Raw genomic sequence first — 23,962 nt, 5'->3', positions numbered from 1 at the left:
CACCCGTCGAGGCTCCGACGACGACGCCGTCCACCGGCGTCGCCACCGCCGTCGAGCCCTCCTCGGGGATGGCGCCCTCCGTCGAGCCGTCGTCGGGCGCCGCACCCACACCCGCTGGCGAGGCCTCGTCGAGTGCCACACCCACGCTGCCGCCGCGGGCTGCCGTGCCTCTGCGCAAGCCGGCGCCGCGCGGCCCGATCAGCACCGCCCTGCTCGCCGCGCTGCGCCGCTCGCCCGGGGCCGTCGACCTGGGCCCGCTGCGCGCCGCCGTCGCCGCCCGACTCGGCGATCCCGCCGAGTGGCGCACCGACGAGGACGTGCAGCTCGCCCTGCTGTGCCTCTACGAGCTGCACTACCGCGGCATCGCCGGCGTCGACGACGACTGGGAGTGGGACCCGGACCTGCTGGCCGTCCGCGCCGAGCTCGAGGTGCCGTTCGAGGCCGAGCTGCGCCGCGCCGTCCCGGTGCCGGAGTGCGACCGCCGGGACCGGACCGGCGTCGCCGAGCGGCTGTTCGCCCTGACCGCCGCCGACGGCGGCCCGAGCCTGTCCCGCTACGTCGCCCGCAAGGCCACCGGGCCGCAGCTGCGCGAGCTGCTGGTGCACCGGTCGATCTACCAGCTCAAGGAGGCCGACCCGCACACCTGGGCGATCCCGCGGCTGGCCGGCGGACCCAAGGCGGCGCTGGTGGAGATCCAGGCCGACGAGTACGGCGACGGCGACCCGCACCGCATGCACGCGGAGCTGTTCGCCCTGGCCATGCGGGCGTTCGGGCTTGACGACACCTACGGCGCCTACGTGGACCACGTGCCGGCGGTGACGCTCGCCTCCCTGAACGCGATGTCGCTGTTCGGGCTGCACCGGCGGTTGCGCGGGGCGATCGTCGGGCACCTGGCGGCGTTCGAGATGACGTCGTCGCTGCCGAACCGGCTGTACGGCAACGGGGTGCGGCGGCTGGGTCACGACGACGTGGCCGCGACCTGGTACTTCGACGAGCACGTCGCGGCCGACGCGGTGCACGAGCAGATCGCCGGCCGGGACCTCGCCGGCGCGCTGGCCGAGCAGGAGCCGGAGCTGGTGGACGACATCCTGTTCGGCGCCGCCTGCTGCCTCGCGCTCGACGGCGCGACCGCCGCCCGGATGATGCGCGCCTGGGACGCCGACGGGACGTCGCTGCTGCGGCCGCTGCCATGACGGACCACGGCCGGACGACGGACGAGCACCCGGCGACGCCTCCGCGTCCGGGGAGCATCGTCGCGTGCCCGGACGGGCCGCTGCTGGTGCGTGGTGACGTCGAGGTCCTCGACGCCGACGGTCGTCCGGTGGACAAGGGTCGACGCACCGTGGCGCTGTGCCGCTGCGGGGGCTCGTCGATCAAGCCGTGGTGCGACGGGACCCATAAGGTCAACGGGTTCTCGTCGTCCACCTGACGGGCCGGGTGCCGCCTCCTGCCCGCGCGCGCCCGCGTGCCCGATGCGACGCTGGAGCATGGCCGTCGTCTCCCGTGACCTGCCCTGTCCGCCCGAGGACGTGCTCCGCGTGCTCGCCGACGGCTGGAACTACGCCACGTGGGTGGTCGGCACCAGCCGCATCCGCGGTGTCGACGCCGAGTGGCCGGCGCCGGGCTCGCGCATCGCGCACTCGGCCGGCCTGTGGCCGATGGTGCTCCAGGACGTGAGCGTCAGCCGCCGCTGGGACCCCGAGCGCGGCATCGAGCTGGAGGCGAAGGGCTCGTTCGTCGGTGATGCGAACGTCGCGATCTCCGTGGTCCCGACGGCCGGTGGCTGCCGCGTGCGCATCGCGGAGGACGCGGTGCGCGGGCCCGCCCGGCTGGTGCCCGAGCCGCTGCGCGACGCGCTGATCAGCTGGCGCAACCGCGAGACGCTCTACCGCCTCGGCGCACTGGCCTGCCGCCCGTCGACCTGACCGGCCGAAGCGGCCGCCCGGCGGAGACCTGCGCTCAGCGCTCGGGGAGCACCCGGTCCCACGCGGTGCGCACCAGCGCCCGCCGCAGGGCGCCCGTCGGACCTGCCTGACCGAGCGCCGCGCGCGCAGCGTTCCAGCCGCAGGCGCCGTGCACGCCGCCGCCCGGATGCGCACCGGCGCTCGCCAGGTACAGGCCGGTGACCGGCGTCTCCGGCCGACCCAGCCCGGTGGTGGGCCGGAACACCAGCTGCTGGTGGATCGACGCGGTGCCGCCGTTGGTGGCGCCGTCCACCAGGTTGGCATCGGCCGCCTCGATGTCCGTCGGGCTCTGCACGTACCGGCCCACGATGCGCGACCGGAATCCGGGAGCGGCCCGCTCGACGGCCGCCTCGACCCGCTGCACCTGCGCGTCGACCGCCTCGCTGTCCCACGTGATGCCGTGCGGCACGTGGGTGTACGCCCACGCCGACTCGGTGCCGGTCGGTGAGCGGCTGGGGTCGGACGTGGTCATCTGGCCGAACAGCAGGAAGGGTCGCTCCGGGATCCGGTCCATCGACAGGTCGGCGGCCATCTGCACGAACCCGTGGTCGTCGACCCCGAGGTGCACCGTGCCGGCGCCGCGTGCGCCGTCGGCTGTCCACGGCACCGGCTCGTCCAGCGCCCAGTCCAGCTTGAACGTCGAGTAGTCCCACTGGAACGTCTCCATGCGGCGGCGCAGCGCCGCGGGCACGTCCCGCTGGTGCAGCAGCCGGCCGAACAGCGCGGGCGCCGAGACGTCGGCGAGCACGGCCCGCCGGACGCCGACCTCGAGCCCGCCGGCGGTCCGCACCCCGACGGCCCGGCCGGCCCGCACCTCGACGTGGGTCACCTCGGCGCCCGTCAGCACCTCGCCGCCGGCCGCCTCGAACCGTCGCCGCATCGCCTCGGCGAGCTCACCGGCACCGCCCTCCGGCACCGGGAAGCCGACGTCCTGACCGAGCATCGCCAGCAGCCATCCGTACAGGCCGCTGCCGGCGGCGTCCGGCGGGATGTCCGCGTGCAGCGCGTTGCCGGTCAGCAGCAGCCCGCCGCCCTCGCCCCGGAACGTCTCCTGGCCCAGCCGGCGCACCGGCAGCGCGGCCAGCCGGGCCACCTCGAGCGCACCGGCGGTCCGGGTGCGGGCCAGGATCCGAGCGAGCGCCCGCACCGGCGGGATCGGGGTGAACAGCGCGTCCAGCAGCGGGTCCCGCAACCGGCGGTAGCCGTCGACCATCCGGCGCCACGCGTCACCGTCGCCGGCCGCCCACTCGTCCAGCCCCGCGGCGGTGCGGTCCACGTCGTGGTGCAGCACCGCCGCGCGCCCGTCGTCCAGGGCGTGCGCCAGCACCGCGGGCGCGTGCAGCCAGCGCAGCCCGTACCGCTCCAGCTCCAGCGCACGGATCGCCGGCGACGCGGCGGCGAGCGGGTAGAAGGCGCTGAACAGGTCGCTACGGAAGCCCGGCACCGTCACCTCGGCGCTGCGGACCGCCCCGCCGACCTCGTCGTTCGCCTCGAGCAGCAGCACGTCCCAGCCTGCGTCGGCCAGTGCGTTGGCCGCGACCAGGCCGTTGGGACCGGCCCCGACGACGACGGCGTCCACGGTGCGGCGCATGGGACTCCCCGGGGTCGACGATGTCCGTTCGAGCATCGCAGCGACCGAGCGGCCCTGCCATCCGGGCCGGGTCGGTGGACGGCGAACGGCTCAGGCGCCGCGGCGCCGGCTGCGCAGGTCGGCAGCGAGCTGCTGGGCCTGCAGGCTGATCAGCGCCCGGTAGTACTCGAACAGGAGCGCGACCCGCTCCGCGGGCACGTCGACGGCGGCGTCCCGCGCGGCCAGCCAGTTGTACTTGGCTGCATGGATCTCGTCGTCCGAGATGCGTAGCCGTGGGTCCACCGCCATCGAGAACTCGTCCCGCTGCTCCATGACGGGGAGTCTTGCGGCGTGGGTCGGTGCGCGTGCCCGAACCGGAGTCTTCACCCCGTGTGACAGCACGTCGTGCCGGTCAGTGACCGTCGCCGGTTCAGGTGACCTCACTCCCGCGCGCACCGTGGTGGCCAGGGGCGACAGAGCTGGGGACCTTGTCATGGCCGGTCGCGCGACTTCACCCGGGGGAGAGCTGCAGAGCGCTGCATCGCAGGTGTGGCCCCGACGCCGACGTCGGGGGAATCCGCGCCGACACCCAGTTGTTCGGCCGGGTAGGTGTCGCAGGGAGGACGAGGAGCCGATGACGGACAGCGCGGTGCAGACGATCCGGTGGCAGGACCCCCGCGAGCTGACGGACGTCGGCGTGCTGCTGGCCAGCGGCCGCCTCGCGCCCCGGCGGTTCGCGAGCAGGGCCGAGGCGGAGGCGTGGGCCCGCCCGGAGGACGGCGACGAGGTCGTCGACCTGAACACCGTCTGCCAGTGCGACCTGTGACCGCCGAGGGTCCCGCTCTCACCACGCACCGGACAGCCGCCGCCTCCTAGCCGGACGGCTGCTGCCTCCCAGCCGGACGGCCGCGCGTCGCGTCGGGTGCCGTGCCGGCCGGCAGCGCTGCTCCTCGCGCGTCCCGACCCGTTGACGCCCGCCTCCGTGCGCCCAATAATGAACGCATGTTCATGAACGTGCGTTCATAACGAGAGGACGGGTGCGATGTACGTCGAGCTTGTGGGTCTGACCAAGTGTTTCGGCTCGGTGGTTGCGGTGGACGACGTCACGGCCCGGGTGGTGCCCGGCCAGGTCACCGCCTTCCTCGGGCCCAACGGCGCGGGCAAGACGACGACGCTGCGGATGCTGCTCGGTCTGGTCCGGCCGACCGCCGGGCAGGCGCTGCTCGACGGTCGCCGGTACGACCAGCTCGAGTCCCCACGGCGGTCGGTGGGCGCGCTGCTCGGTCCCGACGGGTTCCACCGCGGCCGGACCGGGCGTGACCACCTGCGGGTGGTGGCCCTGGCGGCCGGTATCGGCACGGCCCGGGTCGACGAGGTGCTCGAGCTCGTGGAGCTGACCTCGGCGGCGGACCGGCGGGTCGGTGAGTACTCGCTCGGCATGCGGCAGCGGCTGGGGCTGGCGTGCGCCCTGCTCGGCGAGCCGGAGGTGCTGATCGCCGACGAGCCGGCCAACGGCCTGGACCCCGAGGGCATCGCCTGGGTGCGGGAGTTCTTCCGCCGCAGCGCTGCCGAGGGACGCACGGTGCTGGTCTCCAGCCACTTCCTGGCCGAGGTGACCCGCACCGCCGACCGTGTGCTGGTGATCGACCGGGGACGGCTCCGGTTCGACGGCTCGCTGGCGGCCCTGGCGGCGACCGCGGACGCGGCGGCCGGCCCGGACGACGCCGCGGCGATCGAGACGGCGTTCCTGCAGCTGACGGCGGAGGTGGCGGCATGAACGCCCTGGTCAGGGCCGAGCTGCTGAAGCTCACCACGGTCCGCACCCCCCGGTGGGTGCTGCTCGCCCAGGTGGTGCTCCTGGCGATGGCCGCCAGTGGCGCCGTCGTCTCCGGGGTGCTGTCGCCCGAGCGGATGGCGACGCAGGCCGGGATGCGGACCTTCCTCGCCCACGGCGGGGTCGTGGCGATCCTCTCCCTCGCCATCGGCATCACCATGAGTGCCGGGGAGTACCGGCACGGGACCGTCGTCGACACCTTCCTCACCACGCCCCGGCGCTCCCGGGTGGTCGTCGCGAAGCTCGTCGCCGGCGCGCTCGCCGGGCTGGTCGCCGGGGTCGTCGTCGCGGTGGCCGTCGTGGGCCTGGCGGTGGCCTGGTACCAGGCCAAGGGCGTGACGCTGGACTGGACGGTCGTCGCCCGCAGCACCGCCGGCGTGATCGTGTGGCAGGCGCTGTACGCGGTGCTCGGCGTGGCCGTCGGTGCGATGGTCCGAGCCCAGACGGCCGCCGTGGTCGGCGCCGTGGCGTGGCTGTTCGTCGCCGAGGGCGCGCTGTCGCAGCTGCTGAGCTCGGTCGGTCGGTGGCTGCCGGCCACCGCCGCGTCGGCGCTCGGGTACGCACCCGGTACGGGCTACCTGCCGCAGGCCGGCGGGGGCGCGGTGCTCGCCGGGTGGACCGTGCTGGCCGGGCTGGCCGCCGTGGTGCTCACCCGGCGGCGTGACGTGGCCTGAGACCGGATGGTTGGATCGCGCTGTGGCCCGCCAAGCTCGTGTCCTGCGTGACCAGCCGGGCCACCCGCAGGCGCTGCGCCAGCACCTGATCGACGCGACGCAGCGCCTGCTCGCCGCCCACGGGGTGACGGGGCTGACCACGCGCACCATCGCGCACGAGGCGCAGGTGGCGGACGGCGTGCTCTACAACCACTTCGCAGGCAAGGACGACCTGGTGGTCGTCGCCATGGTGGAGCGGTTCACCGAGCTGGGGCGGCAGTTCTCCGCCGGGTGCCCGAAGCCGGGCGCGCAGGACCTGCGCACCGGGCTGACGGTGCTGGTGCAGCAGTGCCGGACGTTCCAGGCGGACGCCTTCCCGATGCTGGCCGGCCTGCTGGGGCGGCCGGACCTGCTGCACGAGCTGTTCACCCGGCTGCACGGCGCGGGGGGCCGGACGCATCCGGTCGTCTGGAGCGACATCGTCGACTTCGTCGAGGCCGAGCAGCGGCTCGGGACCGTCAGCCCCGACGTCTCGCCGGACACGATCGCCACCGTGATGTTCGGCGCCAGCCAGATGGACGCCCTGCGCGAGCCGCTGACCTGGGGCGCCACGCACACGGGCACGGAGGCGGTGACCGCCGACGGCGGTTCCCAGGAGTCGGTCGAGCGCCTGGTCGACGTGCTCGTACGGGCGTGCCGCGCCGACTGACGTCCCGGGCCGGGGCGAGGCGCGCGTCGAGCGCGGTCGTGCGGGGCGGTGGCCGTCGCCCGCACCTGGACGACGGCGGCAGGGCGGCCCTCCCCGCAGCACCGCCGCCTAGGGTGGGCAGATGCTGACGCGTCGCCCTGTCGTCGCCGTGCGTGGGCTCGCGGTGCTGGGGGCCGTCGCGGTGGTGGCCGTGCTGGTCGCGGTCTCGTTCAGCGGTGCCGCGGCGGCCACCGCGCTGGCAGACCCGGGTGCGGCGGTCCGCTGGGGGCTGCCGGTGGTGGACGTGCTGACCGACCTGGCGGTGGCGGTGACGCTCGGGGCGCTCGCGCTGGTGATCGGCATCGTGCCGCGGCGGGCGGCGGTGGAGGCGCACCCGGAACGCCGCTCGACGGCGCCCGGCGGCACGTCGGCGGTCGGTGCCGCGTGGCCGGCCGGGACCACCGTGACGGCCGTCGCCGCCGGCGTGTGGACGGTGCTGGCCGTGGTGCGCGTCGTGCTGACGTACGCGCAGGTGTCCGGCAGCCCGGTGGACCTCGGCTCCTCAGGCGCGCAGCTGTGGCTGTTCGTCACGCAGGTGGACCTGGGACGGGCGTACGCGGGCATCGTGCTGGTCGCCGCCGCGGTCACCGCCCTGGCCCTGGTGGTCGGCACCCCGACCGGCGCCGGCTGGACCGGTGCCCTGGCGCTCGTGGCGCTGTGGATGCAGTCCGGCACCGGCCACGCGTCCGGCGCCGCGCACCACGAGGTGGCCACCGAGGCGCTGCTGCTGCACCTCCTGGGTGCCGCCGTCTGGATCGGGGCGCTCGCCGCACTGGCCCTGCTCGCCCGCCGCCTCGGCACCGACCTGCCGGTGGCGGTGCGCCGCTACTCCGTCGTCGCGGGCTGGTGCCTGGCGGCGGTAGGCGTGTCCGGCCTGGTCAACGGGTTCATCCGGGTGGGCGGCTGGTCCGACCTGGGCACCCGGTACGGCCTGCTGCTGATCACCAAGGCGGTGCTGCTGGCCGCGCTCGGCGCGCTCGGGCTGGCGCACCGTCGGGCGACCATCCCGCAGCTGAGCACCGGTGCCGGTGCGGCGTTCGCCCGGCTGGTCCTCGTCGAGCTCGCGGTGATGGGGGCGGTCTCCGGCGTCGCGGTGGCGCTGTCGTCGTCCGCACCGCCCGTCCCCAACGTCCCGGTGGCGGACACGTCACCGGCGTTCCGGGTGATCGGCCACTCGCTGCCGCCGGAGCTGACCGGCGCCCGCTGGTTCACCGTGTGGAACTGGGACGTGGTGATGGCCGCCGCCGCGGCCGCCGGCCTGGTGGTCTACCTGCGCTGGGTGTGGCGGCTGCGCCGGCGCGGCGACCGCTGGCCCGTCGGACGGACCGCCGCCTGGGTCACCGCGATGGTCGTCTTCGTCTGGACGACGTCCGGCGGCCCCAACGCCTACGGGCACGTGCTGTTCAGCGCGCACATGGTCCAGCACATGGTCCTGGCGACGGTGGTGCCCGTGTTCCTGGCCCTGTCGGCGCCGGTGTCGCTCGCGCTGCGCGCCCTGCCGGCCCGGTCCACGCGGCTCGCCGGCGACACGTCCCGTGGTCCCCGCGAGTGGATCCTGGTGCTGGTGCACAGCCGCGTCGGCCGGTTCTTCGCCAACCCGGTGGTGGCGGCGGCCAACTTCGTCGCCTCGATGATCGTCTTCTACTACAGCGGCGTGTTCGAGTGGTCGCTGCGGACCACCGAGGGCCACCTGTTCATGGTGGTGCACTTCTCGCTGGTCGGGTACCTGTTCGCCAATGCGCTGATCGGCGTGGACCCCGGTCCGCAGCGTCCCGGCTACCCGCAGCGGCTGCTGCTGCTGTTCGCCACGATGGGGTTCCACGCCTTCTTCGGCATCTCGCTGATGAGCGGCGACGGGCTGCTGGTGGCCGACTGGTTCGGCCTGCTCGGCCGGCCGTGGGGACCCAGTGCGATCGCCGACCAGCAGGCCGGTGGCGGCATCGCGTGGGGGATCGGCGAGCTGCCCACGCTGGCCCTGGCGGTGGCGGTGGCGGTCGCCTGGGCGCGGGACGACGAGCGGCTGGCCCGACGCCGGGACCGGCAGGTGGACCGGACCGGCGACACCGAGATGGACGAGTACAACGCGATGCTGGCGCGGCTGGCGGGCCGCGACGCACCACATGACGAACCGCAGGGGGAGACGGACCGATGACCTCGCAGACCGGCAGCCAGCTCGGCGATCTCGACCAGTACGTGGCGCTGCCGCGCCTGTCCGGCCTGCGCCTCTCCCCGGACGGCACGCGCCTGGTCACCGCCGTCGCCACCCTGGACACCAAGGGCACCCGGTACGTCACCGCCCTGTGGGAGGTCGACCCGAGCGGTGTCCGGCCGGCCCGGCGCCTGACCCGCAGCGGCCGCGGCGAGTCGAGCGCGGCGTTCACGCCCGACGGCGACCTGCTGTTCACCTCCGCCCGCCCGGACCCGGACGGCGACTCCGGCAAGGACGGGTCCGACGACGACGTCGCGGCGCTGTGGCTGCTCCCGCGCGACGGTGCCGAGGCCCGCGTGGTGGCCCACCGGCACTCCGGCCTGGGCGACGTGCACGTCGCCGCCGACGCCGGGGTGCTGCTGGTCGCGTCCGACGTGCTGCCGACGGCGCAGGACGCCGCCGACGACGAGAAGCTGCGCACCGAGCGCAAGGACGCCAAGGTGGCGGCGATCCTGCACGACTCGTACCCGGTCCGGTACTGGGACCACGACCTCGGACCGCAGTCGCCGCACTGGTTCGTCGGACGCGTCACGCCCGGGCTGGTCGCGCCCGCCGCGGGCGTCGCCGAGCCGCGCGTGGAGCTGACCGACGTCACGCCGGGCGCCCGGGCGGCGCTCGTCGAGCAGCACGGCGACGTGACGCCGGACGGCGGCACCGTGATCACCACCTGGGCGGTGCCGGGACGCGCGGCGGAGGTGCGCACGCAGCTGGTCGCGATCGACGTCGCCTCCGGTGAGCGGCGGGTGCTGGTGGCCGACCAGGGCTTCGACGTCCTCGACCCGGTGGTGTCCCCGGACGGCCGGTGGGTGGCGTTCGGCCGCGAGACGATCTCGACGCCGCAGCGGGCGCCGCGGGTGGACCTCGCCGTGGTGCCGGTGGCGGGTGGTCCGGTGCGGCCGCTCACGGCGGACTGGGACCGCTGGCCGTCGGGTGCGGTGTGGCTGCCGGGCTCCGACGGGCTGCTGGTGGTGGCCGACGACGACGGCCGCGCGCCGGTGTTCTGCGTCGACCTGGAGTCCGGTGCGGTGCGCCGCGTGACGTCCGACGACGCGGCGTTCAGGGACCTGCAGGTGGCCCCCGACGGTGCGACGGCCTACGCGCTGCGCTCGTCGTACACGGCCCCGCCGCACGCCGTCCGCATCGACCTGGCGCGGGCGGCCGCCACCGGCGCCCCGGTCGCCGCCGAACCGCTCCCCGGCCCGGCGCCGCTGCCCGAGCTGCCGGGCCGCCTCGAGGAGCTCCGGGTCACCGCCGCCGACGGCACCCCGCTGCGGGCCTGGCTGGCGCTGCCGCACACTGCCGGCCCCGACCGCCCCGCGCCCCTGCTGCTGTGGATCCACGGCGGTCCGCTCGGCACGTGGAACGCCTGGTCGTGGCGCTGGAACCCGTGGCTGCTGGTCGCGCGCGGGTACGCGGTGGTGCTGCCCGACCCCGGGCTGTCCACCGGCTACGGGCAGGAGTTCGTGCAGCGCGGGTGGGGTGCCTGGGGTGCCGAGCCGTTCACCGACCTGATGACCGTCACCGACGCGGTGGTGGCACGGGCGGACGTGGACGCATCACGGACGGCCGCGATGGGCGGCTCGTTCGGCGGGTACATGGCCAACTGGGTGGCCGGCCACACCGACCGGTTCCGGGCGATCGTCAGCCACGCGGGGCTGTGGGCGCTCGACCAGTTCGGCCCCACCACGGACGCCGCGTACTACTGGCAGCGCGAGATGACCCCGCAGATGGCGGCGGACAACTCCCCGCACGCGTCCGTCGGCGCGATCACCACCCCGATGCTGGTGATCCACGGCGACAAGGACTACCGCGTTCCGGTCGGCGAGGCGCTGCGCCTCTGGTACCAGCTGCTGTCGTCGTCGGCCCTCGCCGCGGACGACGACGGCCGCACGCCCCACCGGTTCCTCTACTTCCCGGACGAGAACCACTGGGTGCTGTCGCCGCGCAACGCGACCGTCTGGTACGGCACCGTGCTGGCGTTCCTCTCCGAGCACGTGCTCGGAGAACCCCTCCCGTACCCTCGCCTGCTCGGCTGACCTCTGCCACCGTCCCGCACAACCGCCTGCGCTCGGCGTGCGGGCCTTCCGACCTCGGGTGACACTGGCAGCGCCCGGGCCAGACCCGGACGAGGAGAAGGAGCGCACATGTACATCGGAGGCGGCATCACGCTGCTGGTGATCGGCGCGATCCTGTCGTTCGGCGTCCGGGACAGCATCTCCGGCGTGAACCTCACGGTGATCGGCTACATCCTGATGGCGGCGGGCGTCCTGGCGATCATCCTGTCGATCATCTTCAACGCCCAGCGCACCAACACCACGCACCGCGAGGTGATCGAGCGGCACGACGACCGTCCGCTGCCGCCCGTCTGACCAACGCCCCGTCTGGCCAAGGCACGGACCAGCGTCCCGTCTGACCAACGCACGGACCGGCGGCCCGTCGATATGCCCCCGCTCGGGGCATTCGACGGTTCCGCCGAGCCGCCGGGGCGGGTGACATCGGCCGGACCTCACCCGGTGGCCCCTCGTGAGCGGTCTTCGGCACCCGCGATCATGGACACGTGGTCCAGTGGCTCACCGCCGAGGACGCGCGCGAGCAGGGTCCGCCCGCGGCGCGTTCCGCCGGCGTGCCCGAGCTGGCCACGGCCGCGAAGCGGCTGGGCTACGCCGCGAGCCTGGACGAGGTCGGCACCGTCGCGACGGTGTGCGCCAAGGAGGTCCTCGCCGCCCAGCACGCCGCGCTGCTGCGCATCGAGCAGCAGACCTGCCGCGTGCTGGCGGTCGCGCCCGGTCTGCGGGACACCCGCGAGATCGACATGTCCCGTGCCGAGTTCCGGGCCGAGGACCGGCCCGCGCTGAACAGCCTGATCCGCGACCGCCTCCCATGGGTGGCCAGCGCGTACGACGAGGACGGCACCCCGTTCCCGCCCGGTGACCCGCGTGCGGGCGACGAGGTGGAGGTGGAGACGCTGCTCGCGCTCGGCGCCGCCGCCGCGATGGCCGTCCCCGTCGAGGTGAACGGCACGGTGTGGGGCGAGGTGTACGTCACCCGCAACGCCCCCGGCGAACAGTTCGGGCCCACCGAGCTGGCGGCGGCGACCGTGCTGGCCGGCCTGGTCGGGGGTGCCGTGGCCCGGGTGGACCTCGAGGCGCAGGTGCGGCACCTGGTCGCCGACGACCCGCTGACGGGTCTGGTGAACCGGCGGATCGCCGATGCCGCCGCCGAGCACGCCCTGGCCTCCGGCGGCGAGACGTGCATCGTCATGTGCGACGTCGACGGTCTCAAGCGCGTCAACGACGAGCTGGGCCACGACGCCGGCGACGACCTGCTCCGAGCGGTGGCCGACGTGCTTCGCCGCATCTCCGAGGGGCTGCCCGGCGCGACCGCCGCCCGGCTCGGTGGCGACGAGTTCTGCGTGATCACGTCCGGCCACCCGCTGGCGACGGTGCGCGAGGTCACCGCCCGCACGGTCGACACGTTCCCGCTGCCGCACGCCGCCACCCTGTCGTTCGGCATCTCCTCGACCGCGATCGCGGGCGCGGTGCCGGCCAGCCAGCTGTTCCGGCGCGCCGACCAGGCGCAGTACCGCGCCAAGCGGGCACACGCGCGGCTGCGGGCGGCCGCCGGGCCGGTGACCGCCGACCCTGCGGTGACGGCGGAGCGCCTGGTGGTGACCGTGTCGGCGGCTCTGGCCGACGTGCGGGGCGGGCCGGTGGCCCGGCTGTGCGCGCTGGCGGCCGCGGCGGCGGACACGCTCGGCGCCGGCGAGTGGGCCGTGCTGCGGCGGCGGGACGACGACGAGTCGGCCGACACGGTGGCCCGCGGTGGCGACGACGGCAGCAGGGGCGAGCACGTCCGCCTCGAGGCGGCGTACGGCACGTGGCTGATCGAGGTGTCGGCGTCGGCGACCGCCGCGATCGCCGAGCCGGTGCCGACCACGCTCGGGGCGCTGACGGCGCTCGCGGTGGTCGGCGCCGCCTGACGGCGGTCCGCGCCCGACCGCGGCGTCGTCGACCCGCTTCCGCGACCGGTTCCGAGCGGGGGCTCAGCCCAGCAGCGGCAGCGTCAGCACCTCGGGCGCACCCGCCTCGAGCCGCACCGGAACGCCCCAGTCCTGGCTCGCCAGGTGGCACGCCGGGTACTCGATCGCGGGGTCGGCGTCGCACGACGCGGCCTGCGCGGTCACGTGCAGCACCCCCTCCCCGACGGCCGGGTCGAGCGTGAGCACCCTGGTCAGCGGCACGTCGTCGCCCGCGCCGTCGAGCAGCAGACCGGCGGGTGACGACGAGACGCGCAGCCGCGTCGACGGCCCGTACCGGTCGTCCTGCTTCTGACCAGGGGCGGGGGTGAAGACGACGTCCAGCCGCACCTGTCCTCGCGCGAGGACGGTGACGGGCCGCTGGGTGCGGTGCGCACCGTCGTCGACCCGCCGGCCGACCCCCGCCGGCAGCGGCACGCGGACCAGCCGGTGGGCGGCGGACTCGACGACCAGCAGCTGCGGTGCCGAGGCGTCGTCGGCCAGCACGACGAGCCCGCTCGGCTCGGCCAGCCCCGTGGCGACGGTGCTGACCTCCTCGGTGACGGGGTCGTACCGGCGGATCGCGCCGTTGTAGGTGTCGGCGACCAGCACCGTGCCGTCCGGCAGCGTGGCGACGCCGAGCGGGTGCTGCAGCCGGGCCTGTGCGGCAGGACCGTCCACGTGACCGAAGTCGAACAGCCCCTCGCCGACCAGCGTCCGCACCGTGCCGCCGGTCTCCACCACGCGCAGCGCCGAGGTCTCGGAGTCCGCGACCCAGAGCCGGCCGCCCTCGTCCACCGCCAGCCCCGACGGCTGCGCGAACCACGCCTCCCGCGCGGGCCCGTCCAGCAGCCCCTCGGTCATGGTGCCGGCGGCGTGCCGCACGGTCCCGGCCACCGGGTCGAACGCCCACAGGGTGTGGTGCCCGGCCATCGCCACGGCGAACGCCTGCCACGGCTCGAACCACACGACGTCCCACGGCGACGACAGCCGCACGCCGACCGCCGGCCCGTCGTACCCGACACCCCGGCGGTCGCCGGTCTCGACGCCCTCCAGCACGTTGTCCGGCGCGCCGACCAGGAACTGCGTCCCCGTACCGGCCACCGTCGTCACCGTCCCGTCGGACAGCCGCACGCCGCGCAGCACGTGGTTCGCGGTGTCGGCCACGAGCACGTCCCAGCCCGCCGCCGCCCGCAGGCCCTCCGGCAGCAGGGCCAGCCCGTTCGGCTCCGCGAACCGCGCCTCGTCGGGACCGCCGTCCACCAGCCCGCGGGTCCCGACGCCGATCCGCCGCACCAACGTCTCGCCGTCCGCCTCCAGCTCCGCGAGCCCGTGGTGCCCGGCGTCCGCCACCAGCAGGTGTCCGTCGGGCAGCACGATCGCTCGCGCCGGGAACCGCAGCGTCCCGGGCTCCGGCTCCGGGATCACCACCGGCCCGTCGCCCCGCCGCAGCGTGCCCTTCGCCTCGTGCTCCGTCACCAGCTCGCCGACCAGCGCCTCGAGGTTGTGCGCATGCCCCTCGCCGGCCAGCTGCGCGACGACGTACCCCTCGGGGTCGATCACCACCAGCGTCGGCCAGGCGCGTGCCGTGTACGCCTGCCACGTGACCAGCTCGGGGTCGTCCAGCACCGGGTGGTGCACCTCGTACCGCTGCACAGCGGCCGCGAGGGCGACCGGATCGGCCTCGTGCACGAACTTCGGCGAGTGCACCCCGACGACCACCAGCACGTCGGAGAACCGCGCCTCGAGGTCCCGCAGCTCGTCCAGGACGTGCAGGCAGTTGATGCAGCAGAACGTCCAGAAGTCGAGCACCACCACCTTCCCCCGCAGGTCGGCGAGGGTGACCGTCCGCCCGCCGGTGTTCAGCCACCCGCGCCCGACGAGCTCGGACGCACGGACACGGGGCAGACGGGCGGTGCTGGTGCTCACGGCACAAGTCAACAGGACGCCGCCAGGTGCTCATCCCGGGCGCCGTCGGCGCGGGCGGCCACCTTCGTTCTCGGCTGTGCGCCCGGTGGACGCACATGAGGCGTACAGGCCGAGATGGCTCCGGGGCGCCCTCGGAGGGCGCTAGCGGTGCGATGCTGCGCGGCCGGTCTTTGGGCCGCGCAGCAGCCACGTGACCACCAGCGCCGCGAGCAGTGCCACGCCCGCGGCGGCCAGCAGCGCCACGTGCAGACCGTCGACGAAGGCGGTGCGCGCCGGTCCGACGACCGCCCCACCGACCATCGTCGCGGCGGCGAGCGAGGAGTGCGCCGCCTCGGCGGCCCGCGCCGGCACGCCCGCCGGCAGGTGCAGCGAGGCGCGGTAGGTGCCGTCCAGCAGGCTGGCCAGCACCGCGATGCCGAGCGCACCGCCGAGCTCGCGCCCGAGGTCGTTCACCGCCGAGCCGACGTTCTGCAGGTGCTGGGGCAGCGCATCGGTGATCGCCGTGGTGGCGGGTGGCATCGCCAGGCCCAGGCCCGCGCCGAGCGGCACGAGCCCGGTGGCGACCATCGCGTACGAGCTGCCCGTGTCGAGGCGCGCGAGCAGCGCCAGCCCGGTGGCGACCCCGAGGAGCCCCAGCGTCCAGGGTCCGCGTGCCCCGAACCGCGCGGTCAGCGCCGGGCTGAGCCGGGACATGGGCACCATGCCGAGCGGCATGGCCAGCAGGCTCAGCGCCGCGTGCAACGCGCTGTCGCCCCGCACCAGCTGCAGGTACTGCATGAGCACGAACATGAACCCGAACAGGGCGAAGAACTGCAGCGTGATCGACACCGACCCTGCGGCGAACCGCCGGTTGCGGAACAGCCGCGGGTCCAGCAGCGGGTGCTCACGGCGGAGCTCCCAGCCGACGAACCCGACGAGCAGCAGGGCGCCGGCGCCGAGCCCGATGAGGGTGGTCGGAGCGCCCCAGCCGTCCACCGGCGCCTGGATCACCGCGTGCACGAGCACGGCCACGCCGACCGCGGCGAGGACGGCACCGACGAGGTCGAGCCGCGGCGCACCGCGCTCCGCGGACTCGGGGACGACCACGAGGGTGCCGACGAGCGCCACGACGACGAGCGCCGCGCTGAACCAGAACACCGCCGGCCAGGTCCACGCCTGCAGGAGCAGCCCGGACGCGAGAAGCCCCAGCACGCCGGCCGCTCCGGCGACGGCCGCCCAGATGCTCACGGCGCGGGCGCGCTGCTCCCGGGGGAAGGTGCCGGTGATGGTCGACAGGGTGGCCGGCATCACCAGGGCCGCCCCGGCGCCGGCCACGGCTCGCAGGCCGATGAGCACCTCGGGGGTAGCCGTCAGGGCGCCACCGACGGACGCGACGCCGTAGACCAGCAGGCCGACGACGAGGGCGCGGCGCCGGCCGAACCGGTCGCCGAGCGCTCCGGCGGGCAGCAGCAGGGAGGCGAACACCAGGCTGTACGCGTCGACGATCCACGACTGCTGGGTCTGGTCGGCGTGGGTCTGCACCGCGATGTCCGGCAGCGCCACGTTGAGCGAGGCCATCGCCGAGACGACCACGGCCAGCGCGAGGCAGGTGACGGCCAGCACGAGCCCGGGACGGGCGGGGCGGCCGCCGGCGCGTGCGGACGGTCCGGTGCGCGTGCGTGTGCGCGGGCCGACGCCGGCGGTGGTGACGACGGCGGTGGTGGGCGAGTCGGGCATCGGGGACGCTCCGTGGTCGGCTGGACGGACCCCGACAGGCTGCGGGACGCACGTCTAGGATCTCAACCGTGATGAATAAATCCGATCCTCGGGGCCGACGGTCCGGGAGGCCGGACACCCGTGGGCAGATCCTCGAGGTGGCCCGGCGGCTGTTCCTCGCCGACGGCTACCAGCTGGTGACCATGCGGGGCGTGGCGGCGCAGGCCGGTGTGGACGCCGCCCTGGTCAGCTACTACTTCGGGTCGAAGAAGAACCTGTTCGCGGCGGCCGTGACGGCCTCGGCCAACCCCGCGGACACGATCGCGCGTGCCGTCGAGGGCGACCTGGTGGGTCTGCCTGAGCGGGTGCTGCACGACCTCGTCGCGCTGTGGGACGACCCGGTGGCCGGCGCGCCGCTGCTCGCCATGCTCGGCAGCATCCACGGCGACGCCGACGTCGCCGACCTGTTCCGGGACATGCTCGAGCGGGAGCTGCTGACGCGCATCGCCGCACGGCTGCGCGGGCCGGACGCGACCCTGCGCGCGGCGGCGTTCTGCACGCAGGTCGCCGGCATCGTCGTCACCCGGTACGTGCTGCGGCTGCGCGCCGTCGCGGCGATGTCGCCCGACGACGTGGTGCGCACCTTCGCGCCCGCGCTGCGCGCGACGCTCGCGCCCCCACGACGCCACGCCACGACGTCCGGAGGCCGCCTGGTCGGGGTGTGACCCGCGACACACGGTGTGCCTACACTCGCCCCCTGCCGACGACGAGGTCGAGGAGGCGGTGTGGCGCGACGCGAGGCGCGTGCCGAGCCGAGCCGGTCCGTGCCTGAGGCCCGGTCCGCGACCAGCGGTCCGACGACGACAGCCGTCGGGCCGACGTCCCCCGAGCCGGCGTCCCGCCTGCGCGACGCGCACGAGCGGTTCGTCAGCACCGGCAGCGCACCGGCCCGGCTGGTCCGACGGGTCGTCGTCGATTCGTGGCGGCGCAGCGCACGCATCGGCATCGACCCGGACCGGGTCAGCGCGCCGGTGGACCTGTCCGACCCCGAGCTGGCGGCGGTCCGCCGGTCCCATCCGCTGGCGGCCGGCATCCCGACGGCTCGACGGCTGCTGCTGCAGCCGGACGCCGGGTGGGTCGCGGCGCTGACCGACCACACGGGCCGGCTGCTGTGGGTCGAGGGTGACCGGTCGGTCCGGCGGTCCATCGAGCAGATCGGGTTCGTCGAGGGCGGGGTGTGGCGGGAGGACACCGCCGGCACCAACGCGCCCGGCACCGCCTTGGCCACGGACGCCGAGGTGCAGGTGGTCGGTGCCGAGCACTGGGCACGGTCGGTGCACCCGTGGAGCTGCGCGGCGGCGCCGGTGCACGCGCCCGACGGCCGCGTGGTCGGTGTGCTGGACGTCACCGGGGGACCGGCGGCGGGTACGCCGATGGCGATGTCCCTGGTCAGGGCGACCGCCGCGGTGCTCGAGGCGGGGCTCGCGATGCCGGCGGCGGACCCCCGGGCAGGCGTGGCCGGCGGCCACCCGGTGGACGTGCACGAGCCCCGGCTGCAGGTGCTCGGCGCCCACGCCGGGGTGCTGCACCTGCCCGTCGACGCCGGCGGTGGCCGGGTGCGGCTGTCCCGCCGGCACACCGAGATCCTGCTGCTGCTCGCCGAGCACCCCGCGGGGCTGTCCGGTGACGAGCTGGCGGTGCTGCTGTCCGACGACGAGCTCTCGGACGTCACCGTCCGGGCCGAGGTGTCGCGGCTGCGCCGTGCCGTCGGACCGCTGCTCTCCGAGTCGCGCCCGTACCGGCTGACCCGCGCCCTGCGCACCGACGCCGACACGGTGCGGGACGCGCTGGCGCTCGGCGACACCGCCGCCGCGCTCACCGCCTACGCCGGGCCGGTGCTGCCGCGGTCGGAGGCGCCGGGCGTCGACCGGGTGCGTGCCGACCTGTCCACCGACGTCCGGGCGGCGGTGCTCGCCTCGCGGGACGCCGAGCTGCTGTGCCGATGGGTCGCGTCCGACGAGGGCGCCGACGACTGGGCCGCCTGGCGCGCGCTGGCGGCGTGCACCGCGTCGGGGTCGGCGGCGCACCTGCGTGCCGTCGCGCGGCTGCACGCCGTCGAGCAGCGCCTCGGCTGACCTCGACGCCTCGATCCGCAGGCCGGGACCTTCGTCCTCCTAGGTGCAACCTTCCTGCAACGATGCGCGACCTAACGTCCTGCCTCGTCGCGACGAAGAGGTCGCGCCCCGCGCCCCGCCGCCCCGCGACGGCCCGCGGCCCCTGTCACAGGAGGGTGGACGATGACCGTCTACGCAGCCCCCGGTCAGCCCGGCAGCCCCGCCCGCTACCGCGACCGGTACGACCACTGGATCGGCGGCGAGTGGGTAGCCCCCGCGTCCGGCCGGTACTTCGAGAACCCCACGCCGATCACCGGCCGCACGTTCACCGAGGTGGCGCGCGGCGACGCGGACGACGTCGAGCGGGCGCTGGACGCCGCCCACGGTGCAGCCCGGTCCTGGGGCCGGACCACCGCCACCGAGCGGGCCCTGATCCTCAACAAGATCGCCGACCGCATGGAGCAGCACCTCGAGGAGATCGCGGTCGCCGAGTCGTGGGAGAACGGCAAGCCGGTGCGCGAGACGCTGGCTGCCGACATCCCCCTGGCGATCGACCACTTCCGGTACTTCGCCGGTGCGGTACGGGCCCAGGAGGGGTCCATCTCCGAGATCGACGCCGACACCATCGCGTACCACTTCCACGAGCCCCTGGGCGTCGTCGGGCAGATCATCCCGTGGAACTTCCCGCTGCTGATGGCGGTGTGGAAGCTCGCGCCGGCCCTGGCCGCCGGCAACACGGTGGTGCTCAAGCCGGCCGAGCAGACGCCGGCGTCGATCCTCTACCTGATGGAGCTGATCCACGACCTGCTGCCGGCGGGCGTCGTCAACATCGTCAACGGGTTCGGTGTCGAGGCCGGCAAGCCGCTCGCCTCGAGCAACCGCATCCGCAAGATCGCCTTCACCGGCGAGACCACCACGGGTCGGCTGATCATGCAGTACGCCAGCCAGAACATCATCCCGGTCACCCTGGAGCTGGGCGGCAAGAGCCCGAACATCTTCTTCGACGACGTCGCCCGGGCCAAGGACGACTACTACGACAAGGCGCTCGAGGGCTTCACGATGTTCGCCCTCAACCAGGGCGAGGTGTGCACCTGCCCGTCCCGCGCGCTGATCCAGGAGTCGATCTACGACGACTTCCTCACCGACGCCACCGCCCGCACGCAGGCGATCAAGCAGGGCAACCCCCTGGACACCGAGACGATGATCGGCGCCCAGGCCTCGCACGACCAGCTGGAGAAGATCCTCAGCTACATCGAGATCGGCAAGGCCGAGGGCGCCACCGTCCGCACCGGCGGCGAGCGCGCGCACCTCGACGGCGACCTGGCCGGCGGCTACTACGTGCAGCCGACGATCTTCGAGGGCAAGAACTCGATGCGGATCTTCCAGGAGGAGATCTTCGGGCCCGTCGTGGCCGTCACCAGCTTCGAGGACTACTCGGACGCGATCCACATCGCCAACGACACCCTCTACGGCCTCGGCGCCGGTGTGTGGTCCCGCGAGCAGAACACCGCCTACCGGGCGGGCCGCGACATCGAGGCCGGTCGCGTGTGGACCAACTGCTACCACGCCTACCCGGCAGCGGCGGCGTTCGGCGGCTACAAGGGCTCGGGCGTCGGCCGCGAGAACCACAAGATGATGCTCGACCACTACCAGCAGACCAAGAACCTCCTGGTCAGCTACTCGGGCACCAAGCTCGGCTTCTTCTGATCGAGGCGGCTCACGACGCGAGGGTGCCCGCCCCGGCCCGGCAGTCCGGGTGGGCACCCTCGCAGGCTCGACGACGCGGCGAGGCGACGACGGCGTGACGACGACGGGCCGTCGGCGAGGTCCGACGAGCGCGACGGTATGACGAGGACTGACGTGACGATGACGGACGAGGAGGTCCGATGACGACGACCACGGTGCAGCGGGTGGCCGCGACCGATGCGGCCCTCGACGAGCTGCGGTCGCTCCGCGACCGCCACGGGCCGCTGATGATCCACCAGTCCGGCGGCTGCTGCGACGGCTCGTCGCCCATGTGCTACCCGGCCGGTGACCTGCTGCTCGGCGACGCCGACGTGCACCTCGGCGACCTGCGGCTGTCCCGCACCGAACCGGATCAGGGCGAGCTCGGGGGCCCTGCCGACGTGGTGCCCGTCTGGATGGGCAAGGCGCAGTACGCCTACTGGCAGCACACCCATCTGACCATCGACCTGGTGACGGGCCGCGGCGCCGGCTTCTCCCTCGAGGCGCCGGACGGTGTCCGCTTCATGATCCGCTCCCGCCTGCTGACCGACGACGAGCTCACCACCCTCCGCACCGCCGGCCTGCTGCTCGACCCCCCGGTCGGCCCGCCGCCTGACCCGCTGCACACCGTTCTGCAGGCTGCGCCGGCCAGATGAGCAGAACGCACCCAGATGGGCACGACGAAGTGCTCCTCTCGGTGCAAAGTGCTCATCTCGCGCGGTGGCGGGCGCGGTGGCTGTCCAGGAGGGCGCCGACCATCGGGACCAGGGCGCGCGAGGCGTCCATCGTCAGTGGCTGCCGCCAGAACGAGTGGACCTGGCCCATGGTCTCGAAGCCGACCACCTCGACCCCCGCCTCCGCGAGCGCGGCGACGTAGGTCCGGCCCTGGGCGGCGAGCGCGTCGTGCTCGGCGGTGACGACGAGTGTCGGCGGCGTGGCGGACAGGTCCGGTGCACGCAGCACGGACACGTCGGGGCTGTCGCCCAGCGCACCGGGGGCGTAGTGCTCCCAGAACCAGTCCATGTCGGTGGCGCCGAGCGCGGCCGTGCCGGCGTCCGGCTCGAGCCGCCACCGCCGGTCGGTCGGCGGGTACATCAGAACCTGGAAGTCCAGAGCCGCAGGCTCGCGGACCGTCAGCCCGGCCAGCAGGTTCGCGCCCGAGGAGTCCCCGATGCCGGGCAGCCAGGTCGCGTCGACGTCGTGCTCCGCGGCGTGCGACCGGAGCCAGCGGGCGGCCGTCTGCACGTCGTCGAGCGGCGCCGGGTACGGGTGCTCGGGCGCGCGGCGGTAGTCGACGGACAGCAGCGCCCACCCGGTGGCGTCGGCCAGGTAGCGGCAGAACGGGTCGTGCGTCTCCACGTCGTGGAACACCCAGCCGCCGCCGTGCACGTACAGCGCGACGGGTGCGCCGCGCCGCGGTCGGTACAGCCGCACGGGGACGCCGTCGGCCTCCAGGTCGACGACGAGCTCGAGGGGCACCCGGTTCGGCTCTGCCAACGCGGCGGCCCGCGCCTCCGCTCGGTCCGTGGCCAGCGTCGTGAGGTCCGGCGGCTCGGCCGGGCCCAGCCGGTCGAGCAGCGCGCGCGCCTGCGGGTGCAACGTCATCCCGGGAGAGTACGTGGCGCCACGGTCAGCGGCGGCGGAGGAGCCAGATGCGGGGGTGGTGGCCCTTGGCGTAGACGCGCAGCGGGTCGCCGATCGGGGTCCACAGGTCGGCGGCGGCCGCGACGGCGTGCTGCATCACCGTCACCTCGTGGGTGAGCACCGCGAGGCGGGCACCGCGTGCGGCCACTGCGTGCGCGGCGGCGAGCAGGCCTGCGTGGACGGCCGGCGCGTCGGCATGGTTGCCGACCAGGCCGCCCCACGGCGGGTCGGCCAGCACCACGTCGAACCGCTCGTCGGGGAGCAGCGACCGCAGGGCGACGGGATCGGCGGCATCGCCCCTGGCCAGACGGGCGGAGCGGCCGAGGCCGGCCGCCTGCAGGTTCTGCTGCGCCCCGGTCAGCACGTCGGCATCCAGGTCGACGCCGACCGCCGTCGCCGCCGGACCCGCCAGCAGCCGCTCGATCAACAAGGTGCCCGACCCGCACATCAGGTTGAGCACGCGGTCCTCGGCCCGGACACCGGCCAGCCGGCTCATCGCCGCGGCGATGGTGGCGTTCGCGGCACCCGGCAGGTCCACCACCCGCCACCGCCGGGCGGACAGCGGCCGCGGACCGATCCGCACCAGCACGTCCCAGCCCGGGTCCGCCTCGCCGTGCCGTCGGCCGCGGCGCACCTTCACCACCAGCTCGCCGTCGTCGGGCCGGTGCTGCAGCCCGGTCGCCTGGTGCAGCAGCTCGGCCAGCCGGCCGAACACCGCCGAGTCGGCCCCGGCGGCCTCGAAGCGGAAGGACGACGAGCCCGCCACGCGCAGCGACGCGTACACCGCGTCGACGATGCGGGACAGGTGGTCGCCGCTGGTCAGCGACCTGGGGCGCGGCACGTCGAAGTGCAGGTGGATCCACGCGGCGACCGCCGTGCGCAGCTCCAGGACGTCTCGCAGCGGACCGGTGTGCCGCACGGCCAAGGCGTCGTCGCGTCCGGGGACCGCCACCGGCGGCTCGGCGGGTACCAGCCTCTCGGCCACCTCGGCAGCCAGCACGTCGCCGAGGCCGGGCAGGAAGGTCAGCTCGAGCGCGGTGCCGCGCGGCCCGCGTGGGGTCGCTGCCGCGGTGCGAGGGGCTCGAGCGCGGTCGGCCGTCCGGTCGCCGGGGTGCCTGTGCGGACGGCTGCCGCGGCGCGCGGGTGGCTGCGCCACGCCGTCAGGCCGAGACGGCGTCGAGCGCGCCGACCGCCCGCAGCACGAACTGCTCGGTCTGCTGGATCGCCCGTGCCCGCGCGGCGCCCTCACCGGGCACGCCACGGCCGGACAGGCAGGCGTTGACCAGGGGGACCGTGGTGGACAGGTCCTGCTCGGGGAACACCCCCGCCGCGATGCCGCGGGACAGCACGCCGCGCAGCACGCGCTCGAAGTCGGTGACGTGCTCCCGCAGCCGCGCCTGGGTGGCGCGGGACAGCATCGACCGCAGCTCCGAGCCGGGCAGGTGGTGGTCGTGCTTGAGCTGCACCATCGCGCGCACGTAGCTGCGCAGCTGCTCGACGGGGTCGTCCACGTCCGCCAGCGACTCCTCGAGCGCGTCGGCGTAGGCCTCGGTCGAGTGGGCGATGTACCCGACGAGCAGCGCCTCCTTGTCGGCGAAGTGGTTGTACACCGCCGTGCGGCCCACCCCGGCGGCGGAGGCGATGTCGGCAAGGGTGATGGTGTCGAACCCACGGTCGTTCAGCTGCTCGGCCAGGGCCGCGAACAGTCGTCGGCGCGTCTCCTCGCGGTGCTCGCGGAGCGACCCGCCGATGATCTTGGGCATGCTGACATCGTCGCACACGTCGTCAGCAAAGCCTTCCCTCAGCGCGGCGGCGCGGGTGTGGCGCGGGGCACGTCTGAGGCAGACTCGAGCCGACCGCCG

The 23,962-nt window shown here is 74.8% G+C and carries 22 protein-coding genes; 15 read left to right on the top strand and 7 right to left on the bottom strand.

Features of this window, described 5'->3' with window-relative positions; translation table 11 throughout:
• The first annotated feature begins 170 nt into the window (after window positions 1-170).
• From ACFQTY_RS00615 to ACFQTY_RS00605, 3 genes are read left to right on the top strand one after another with little or no spacing between them, the layout of a single operon-like run.
• A complete protein-coding gene (locus tag ACFQTY_RS00615; protein ID WP_378099060.1) occupies window positions 171-1,193 on the top strand; it encodes an iron-containing redox enzyme family protein in 1,023 nt (340 codons plus the stop codon).
• Window positions 1,190-1,429: a CDGSH iron-sulfur domain-containing protein gene (locus ACFQTY_RS00610; RefSeq protein ID WP_378095794.1), complete on the top strand. Its 240-nt coding sequence runs from the start codon at window positions 1,190-1,192 to the stop codon at window positions 1,427-1,429. Before ACFQTY_RS00615 ends, ACFQTY_RS00610 begins: the two co-directional genes overlap by 4 nt.
• 58 nt (window positions 1,430-1,487) lie before the next feature.
• Window positions 1,488-1,925 (top strand): SRPBCC family protein, encoded by a 438-nt coding sequence (locus ACFQTY_RS00605; protein WP_378095791.1) that lies wholly within the window; start codon window positions 1,488-1,490, stop codon window positions 1,923-1,925.
• Between the two features lie 34 nt (window positions 1,926-1,959).
• Here ACFQTY_RS00605 and ACFQTY_RS00600 read toward each other — a convergent pair whose 3' ends face one another.
• Together ACFQTY_RS00600 and ACFQTY_RS00595 are read right to left on the bottom strand one after the other, a co-directional pair.
• On the bottom strand, window positions 1,960-3,555 hold the full coding sequence (locus tag ACFQTY_RS00600) for a phytoene desaturase family protein (protein WP_378095788.1): 1,596 nt from the start codon (window positions 3,553-3,555) through the stop codon (window positions 1,960-1,962).
• 90 nt (window positions 3,556-3,645) lie between these two features.
• Entirely contained in the window at window positions 3,646-3,867 is a 222-nt protein-coding gene (locus tag ACFQTY_RS00595; protein WP_378095786.1) for a hypothetical protein, read from the bottom strand.
• 301 nt (window positions 3,868-4,168) lie between these two features.
• Here ACFQTY_RS00595 and ACFQTY_RS00590 point away from each other — a divergent pair, with 301 nt between their 5' ends.
• The 8 genes from ACFQTY_RS00590 to ACFQTY_RS00555 all read left to right on the top strand — a co-directional run bounded on the left by ACFQTY_RS00590 (window position 4,169) and on the right by ACFQTY_RS00555 (window position 12,957).
• The gene (locus tag ACFQTY_RS00590) at window positions 4,169-4,360 is read left to right on the top strand and encodes a hypothetical protein (RefSeq protein ID WP_378095783.1); all 192 of its coding nucleotides are present in this window, start codon (window positions 4,169-4,171) and stop codon (window positions 4,358-4,360) included.
• Window positions 4,361-4,576: 216 nt separating this feature from the next.
• Window positions 4,577-5,311, top strand: coding sequence for an ABC transporter ATP-binding protein (locus tag ACFQTY_RS00585; RefSeq protein ID WP_378095781.1), 735 nt, complete (start codon window positions 4,577-4,579; stop codon window positions 5,309-5,311).
• A complete protein-coding gene (locus ACFQTY_RS00580; protein WP_378095778.1) occupies window positions 5,308-6,042 on the top strand; it encodes a hypothetical protein in 735 nt (244 codons plus the stop codon). Before ACFQTY_RS00585 ends, ACFQTY_RS00580 begins: the two co-directional genes overlap by 4 nt.
• A gap of 22 nt (window positions 6,043-6,064) precedes the next feature.
• Window positions 6,065-6,730, top strand: coding sequence for a TetR/AcrR family transcriptional regulator (locus ACFQTY_RS00575; protein ID WP_378095776.1), 666 nt, complete (start codon window positions 6,065-6,067; stop codon window positions 6,728-6,730).
• A 121-nt stretch (window positions 6,731-6,851) separates the two neighbouring features.
• Entirely contained in the window at window positions 6,852-8,921 is a 2,070-nt protein-coding gene (locus tag ACFQTY_RS00570; protein WP_378095773.1) for a cytochrome c oxidase assembly protein, read from the top strand.
• Window positions 8,918-11,014 (top strand): S9 family peptidase, encoded by a 2,097-nt coding sequence (locus tag ACFQTY_RS00565; RefSeq protein ID WP_378095771.1) that lies wholly within the window; start codon window positions 8,918-8,920, stop codon window positions 11,012-11,014. Before ACFQTY_RS00570 ends, ACFQTY_RS00565 begins: the two co-directional genes overlap by 4 nt.
• A gap of 108 nt (window positions 11,015-11,122) precedes the next feature.
• The gene (locus tag ACFQTY_RS00560) at window positions 11,123-11,347 is read left to right on the top strand and encodes a DUF6458 family protein (RefSeq protein WP_263731948.1); all 225 of its coding nucleotides are present in this window, start codon (window positions 11,123-11,125) and stop codon (window positions 11,345-11,347) included.
• Window positions 11,348-11,535: 188 nt separating this feature from the next.
• On the top strand, window positions 11,536-12,957 hold the full coding sequence (locus tag ACFQTY_RS00555; protein WP_378095767.1) for a diguanylate cyclase domain-containing protein: 1,422 nt from the start codon (window positions 11,536-11,538) through the stop codon (window positions 12,955-12,957).
• Window positions 12,958-13,020: 63 nt separating this feature from the next.
• On the opposite strand, the gene ACFQTY_RS00550 is transcribed toward ACFQTY_RS00555, so the two are convergent.
• Window positions 13,021-14,922 (bottom strand): NHL domain-containing thioredoxin family protein, encoded by a 1,902-nt coding sequence (locus tag ACFQTY_RS00550; protein ID WP_378095764.1) that lies wholly within the window; start codon window positions 14,920-14,922, stop codon window positions 13,021-13,023.
• Window positions 14,923-15,063: 141 nt separating this feature from the next.
• Entirely contained in the window at window positions 15,064-16,638 is a 1,575-nt protein-coding gene (locus tag ACFQTY_RS00545) for an MFS transporter (RefSeq protein WP_378095760.1), read from the bottom strand.
• 71 nt (window positions 16,639-16,709) lie between these two features.
• On the opposite strand from ACFQTY_RS00545, the gene ACFQTY_RS00540 reads away from it, so the two are divergent.
• From ACFQTY_RS00540 to ACFQTY_RS00525, 4 genes are all read left to right on the top strand, one after another.
• On the top strand, window positions 16,710-17,342 hold the full coding sequence (locus ACFQTY_RS00540) for a TetR family transcriptional regulator (protein ID WP_378099058.1): 633 nt from the start codon (window positions 16,710-16,712) through the stop codon (window positions 17,340-17,342).
• Window positions 17,343-17,402: 60 nt separating this feature from the next.
• Entirely contained in the window at window positions 17,403-18,752 is a 1,350-nt protein-coding gene (locus ACFQTY_RS00535; RefSeq protein WP_378095757.1) for a GAF domain-containing protein, read from the top strand.
• A 162-nt stretch (window positions 18,753-18,914) separates the two neighbouring features.
• Window positions 18,915-20,438: an aldehyde dehydrogenase gene (adh, locus tag ACFQTY_RS00530; protein ID WP_378095753.1), complete on the top strand. Its 1,524-nt coding sequence runs from the start codon at window positions 18,915-18,917 to the stop codon at window positions 20,436-20,438.
• Window positions 20,439-20,617: 179 nt separating this feature from the next.
• Entirely contained in the window at window positions 20,618-21,112 is a 495-nt protein-coding gene (locus ACFQTY_RS00525) for a DUF779 domain-containing protein (protein ID WP_378095751.1), read from the top strand.
• A gap of 52 nt (window positions 21,113-21,164) precedes the next feature.
• Here the strand turns inward: ACFQTY_RS00525 and ACFQTY_RS00520 are convergent, their stop codons facing one another.
• Genes ACFQTY_RS00520 through ACFQTY_RS00510 form a run of 3 tightly spaced genes read right to left on the bottom strand, consistent with a single transcriptional unit; the run spans window position 21,165 to window position 23,863 of the window.
• Window positions 21,165-22,061, bottom strand: coding sequence for an alpha/beta hydrolase (locus ACFQTY_RS00520; protein WP_378095748.1), 897 nt, complete (start codon window positions 22,059-22,061; stop codon window positions 21,165-21,167).
• 25 nt (window positions 22,062-22,086) lie between these two features.
• On the bottom strand, window positions 22,087-23,256 hold the full coding sequence (locus ACFQTY_RS00515) for a TRM11 family SAM-dependent methyltransferase (protein ID WP_378095745.1): 1,170 nt from the start codon (window positions 23,254-23,256) through the stop codon (window positions 22,087-22,089).
• Window positions 23,257-23,260: 4 nt separating this feature from the next.
• Window positions 23,261-23,863 carry a TetR/AcrR family transcriptional regulator gene (locus ACFQTY_RS00510; RefSeq protein WP_337974173.1) on the bottom strand — a complete coding sequence of 201 codons (603 nt, stop codon included), beginning with the start codon at window positions 23,861-23,863 and terminating at the stop codon, window positions 23,261-23,263.
• Window positions 23,864-23,962: the final 99 nt, after the last annotated feature.

Source organism: Cellulomonas sp. T2.31MG-18 (genome assembly GCF_964266755.1).
Classification (GTDB): Bacteria; Actinomycetota; Actinomycetes; order Actinomycetales; family Cellulomonadaceae; genus Cellulomonas.
This window is presented reverse-complemented; position numbering and strand designations above follow the sequence as displayed.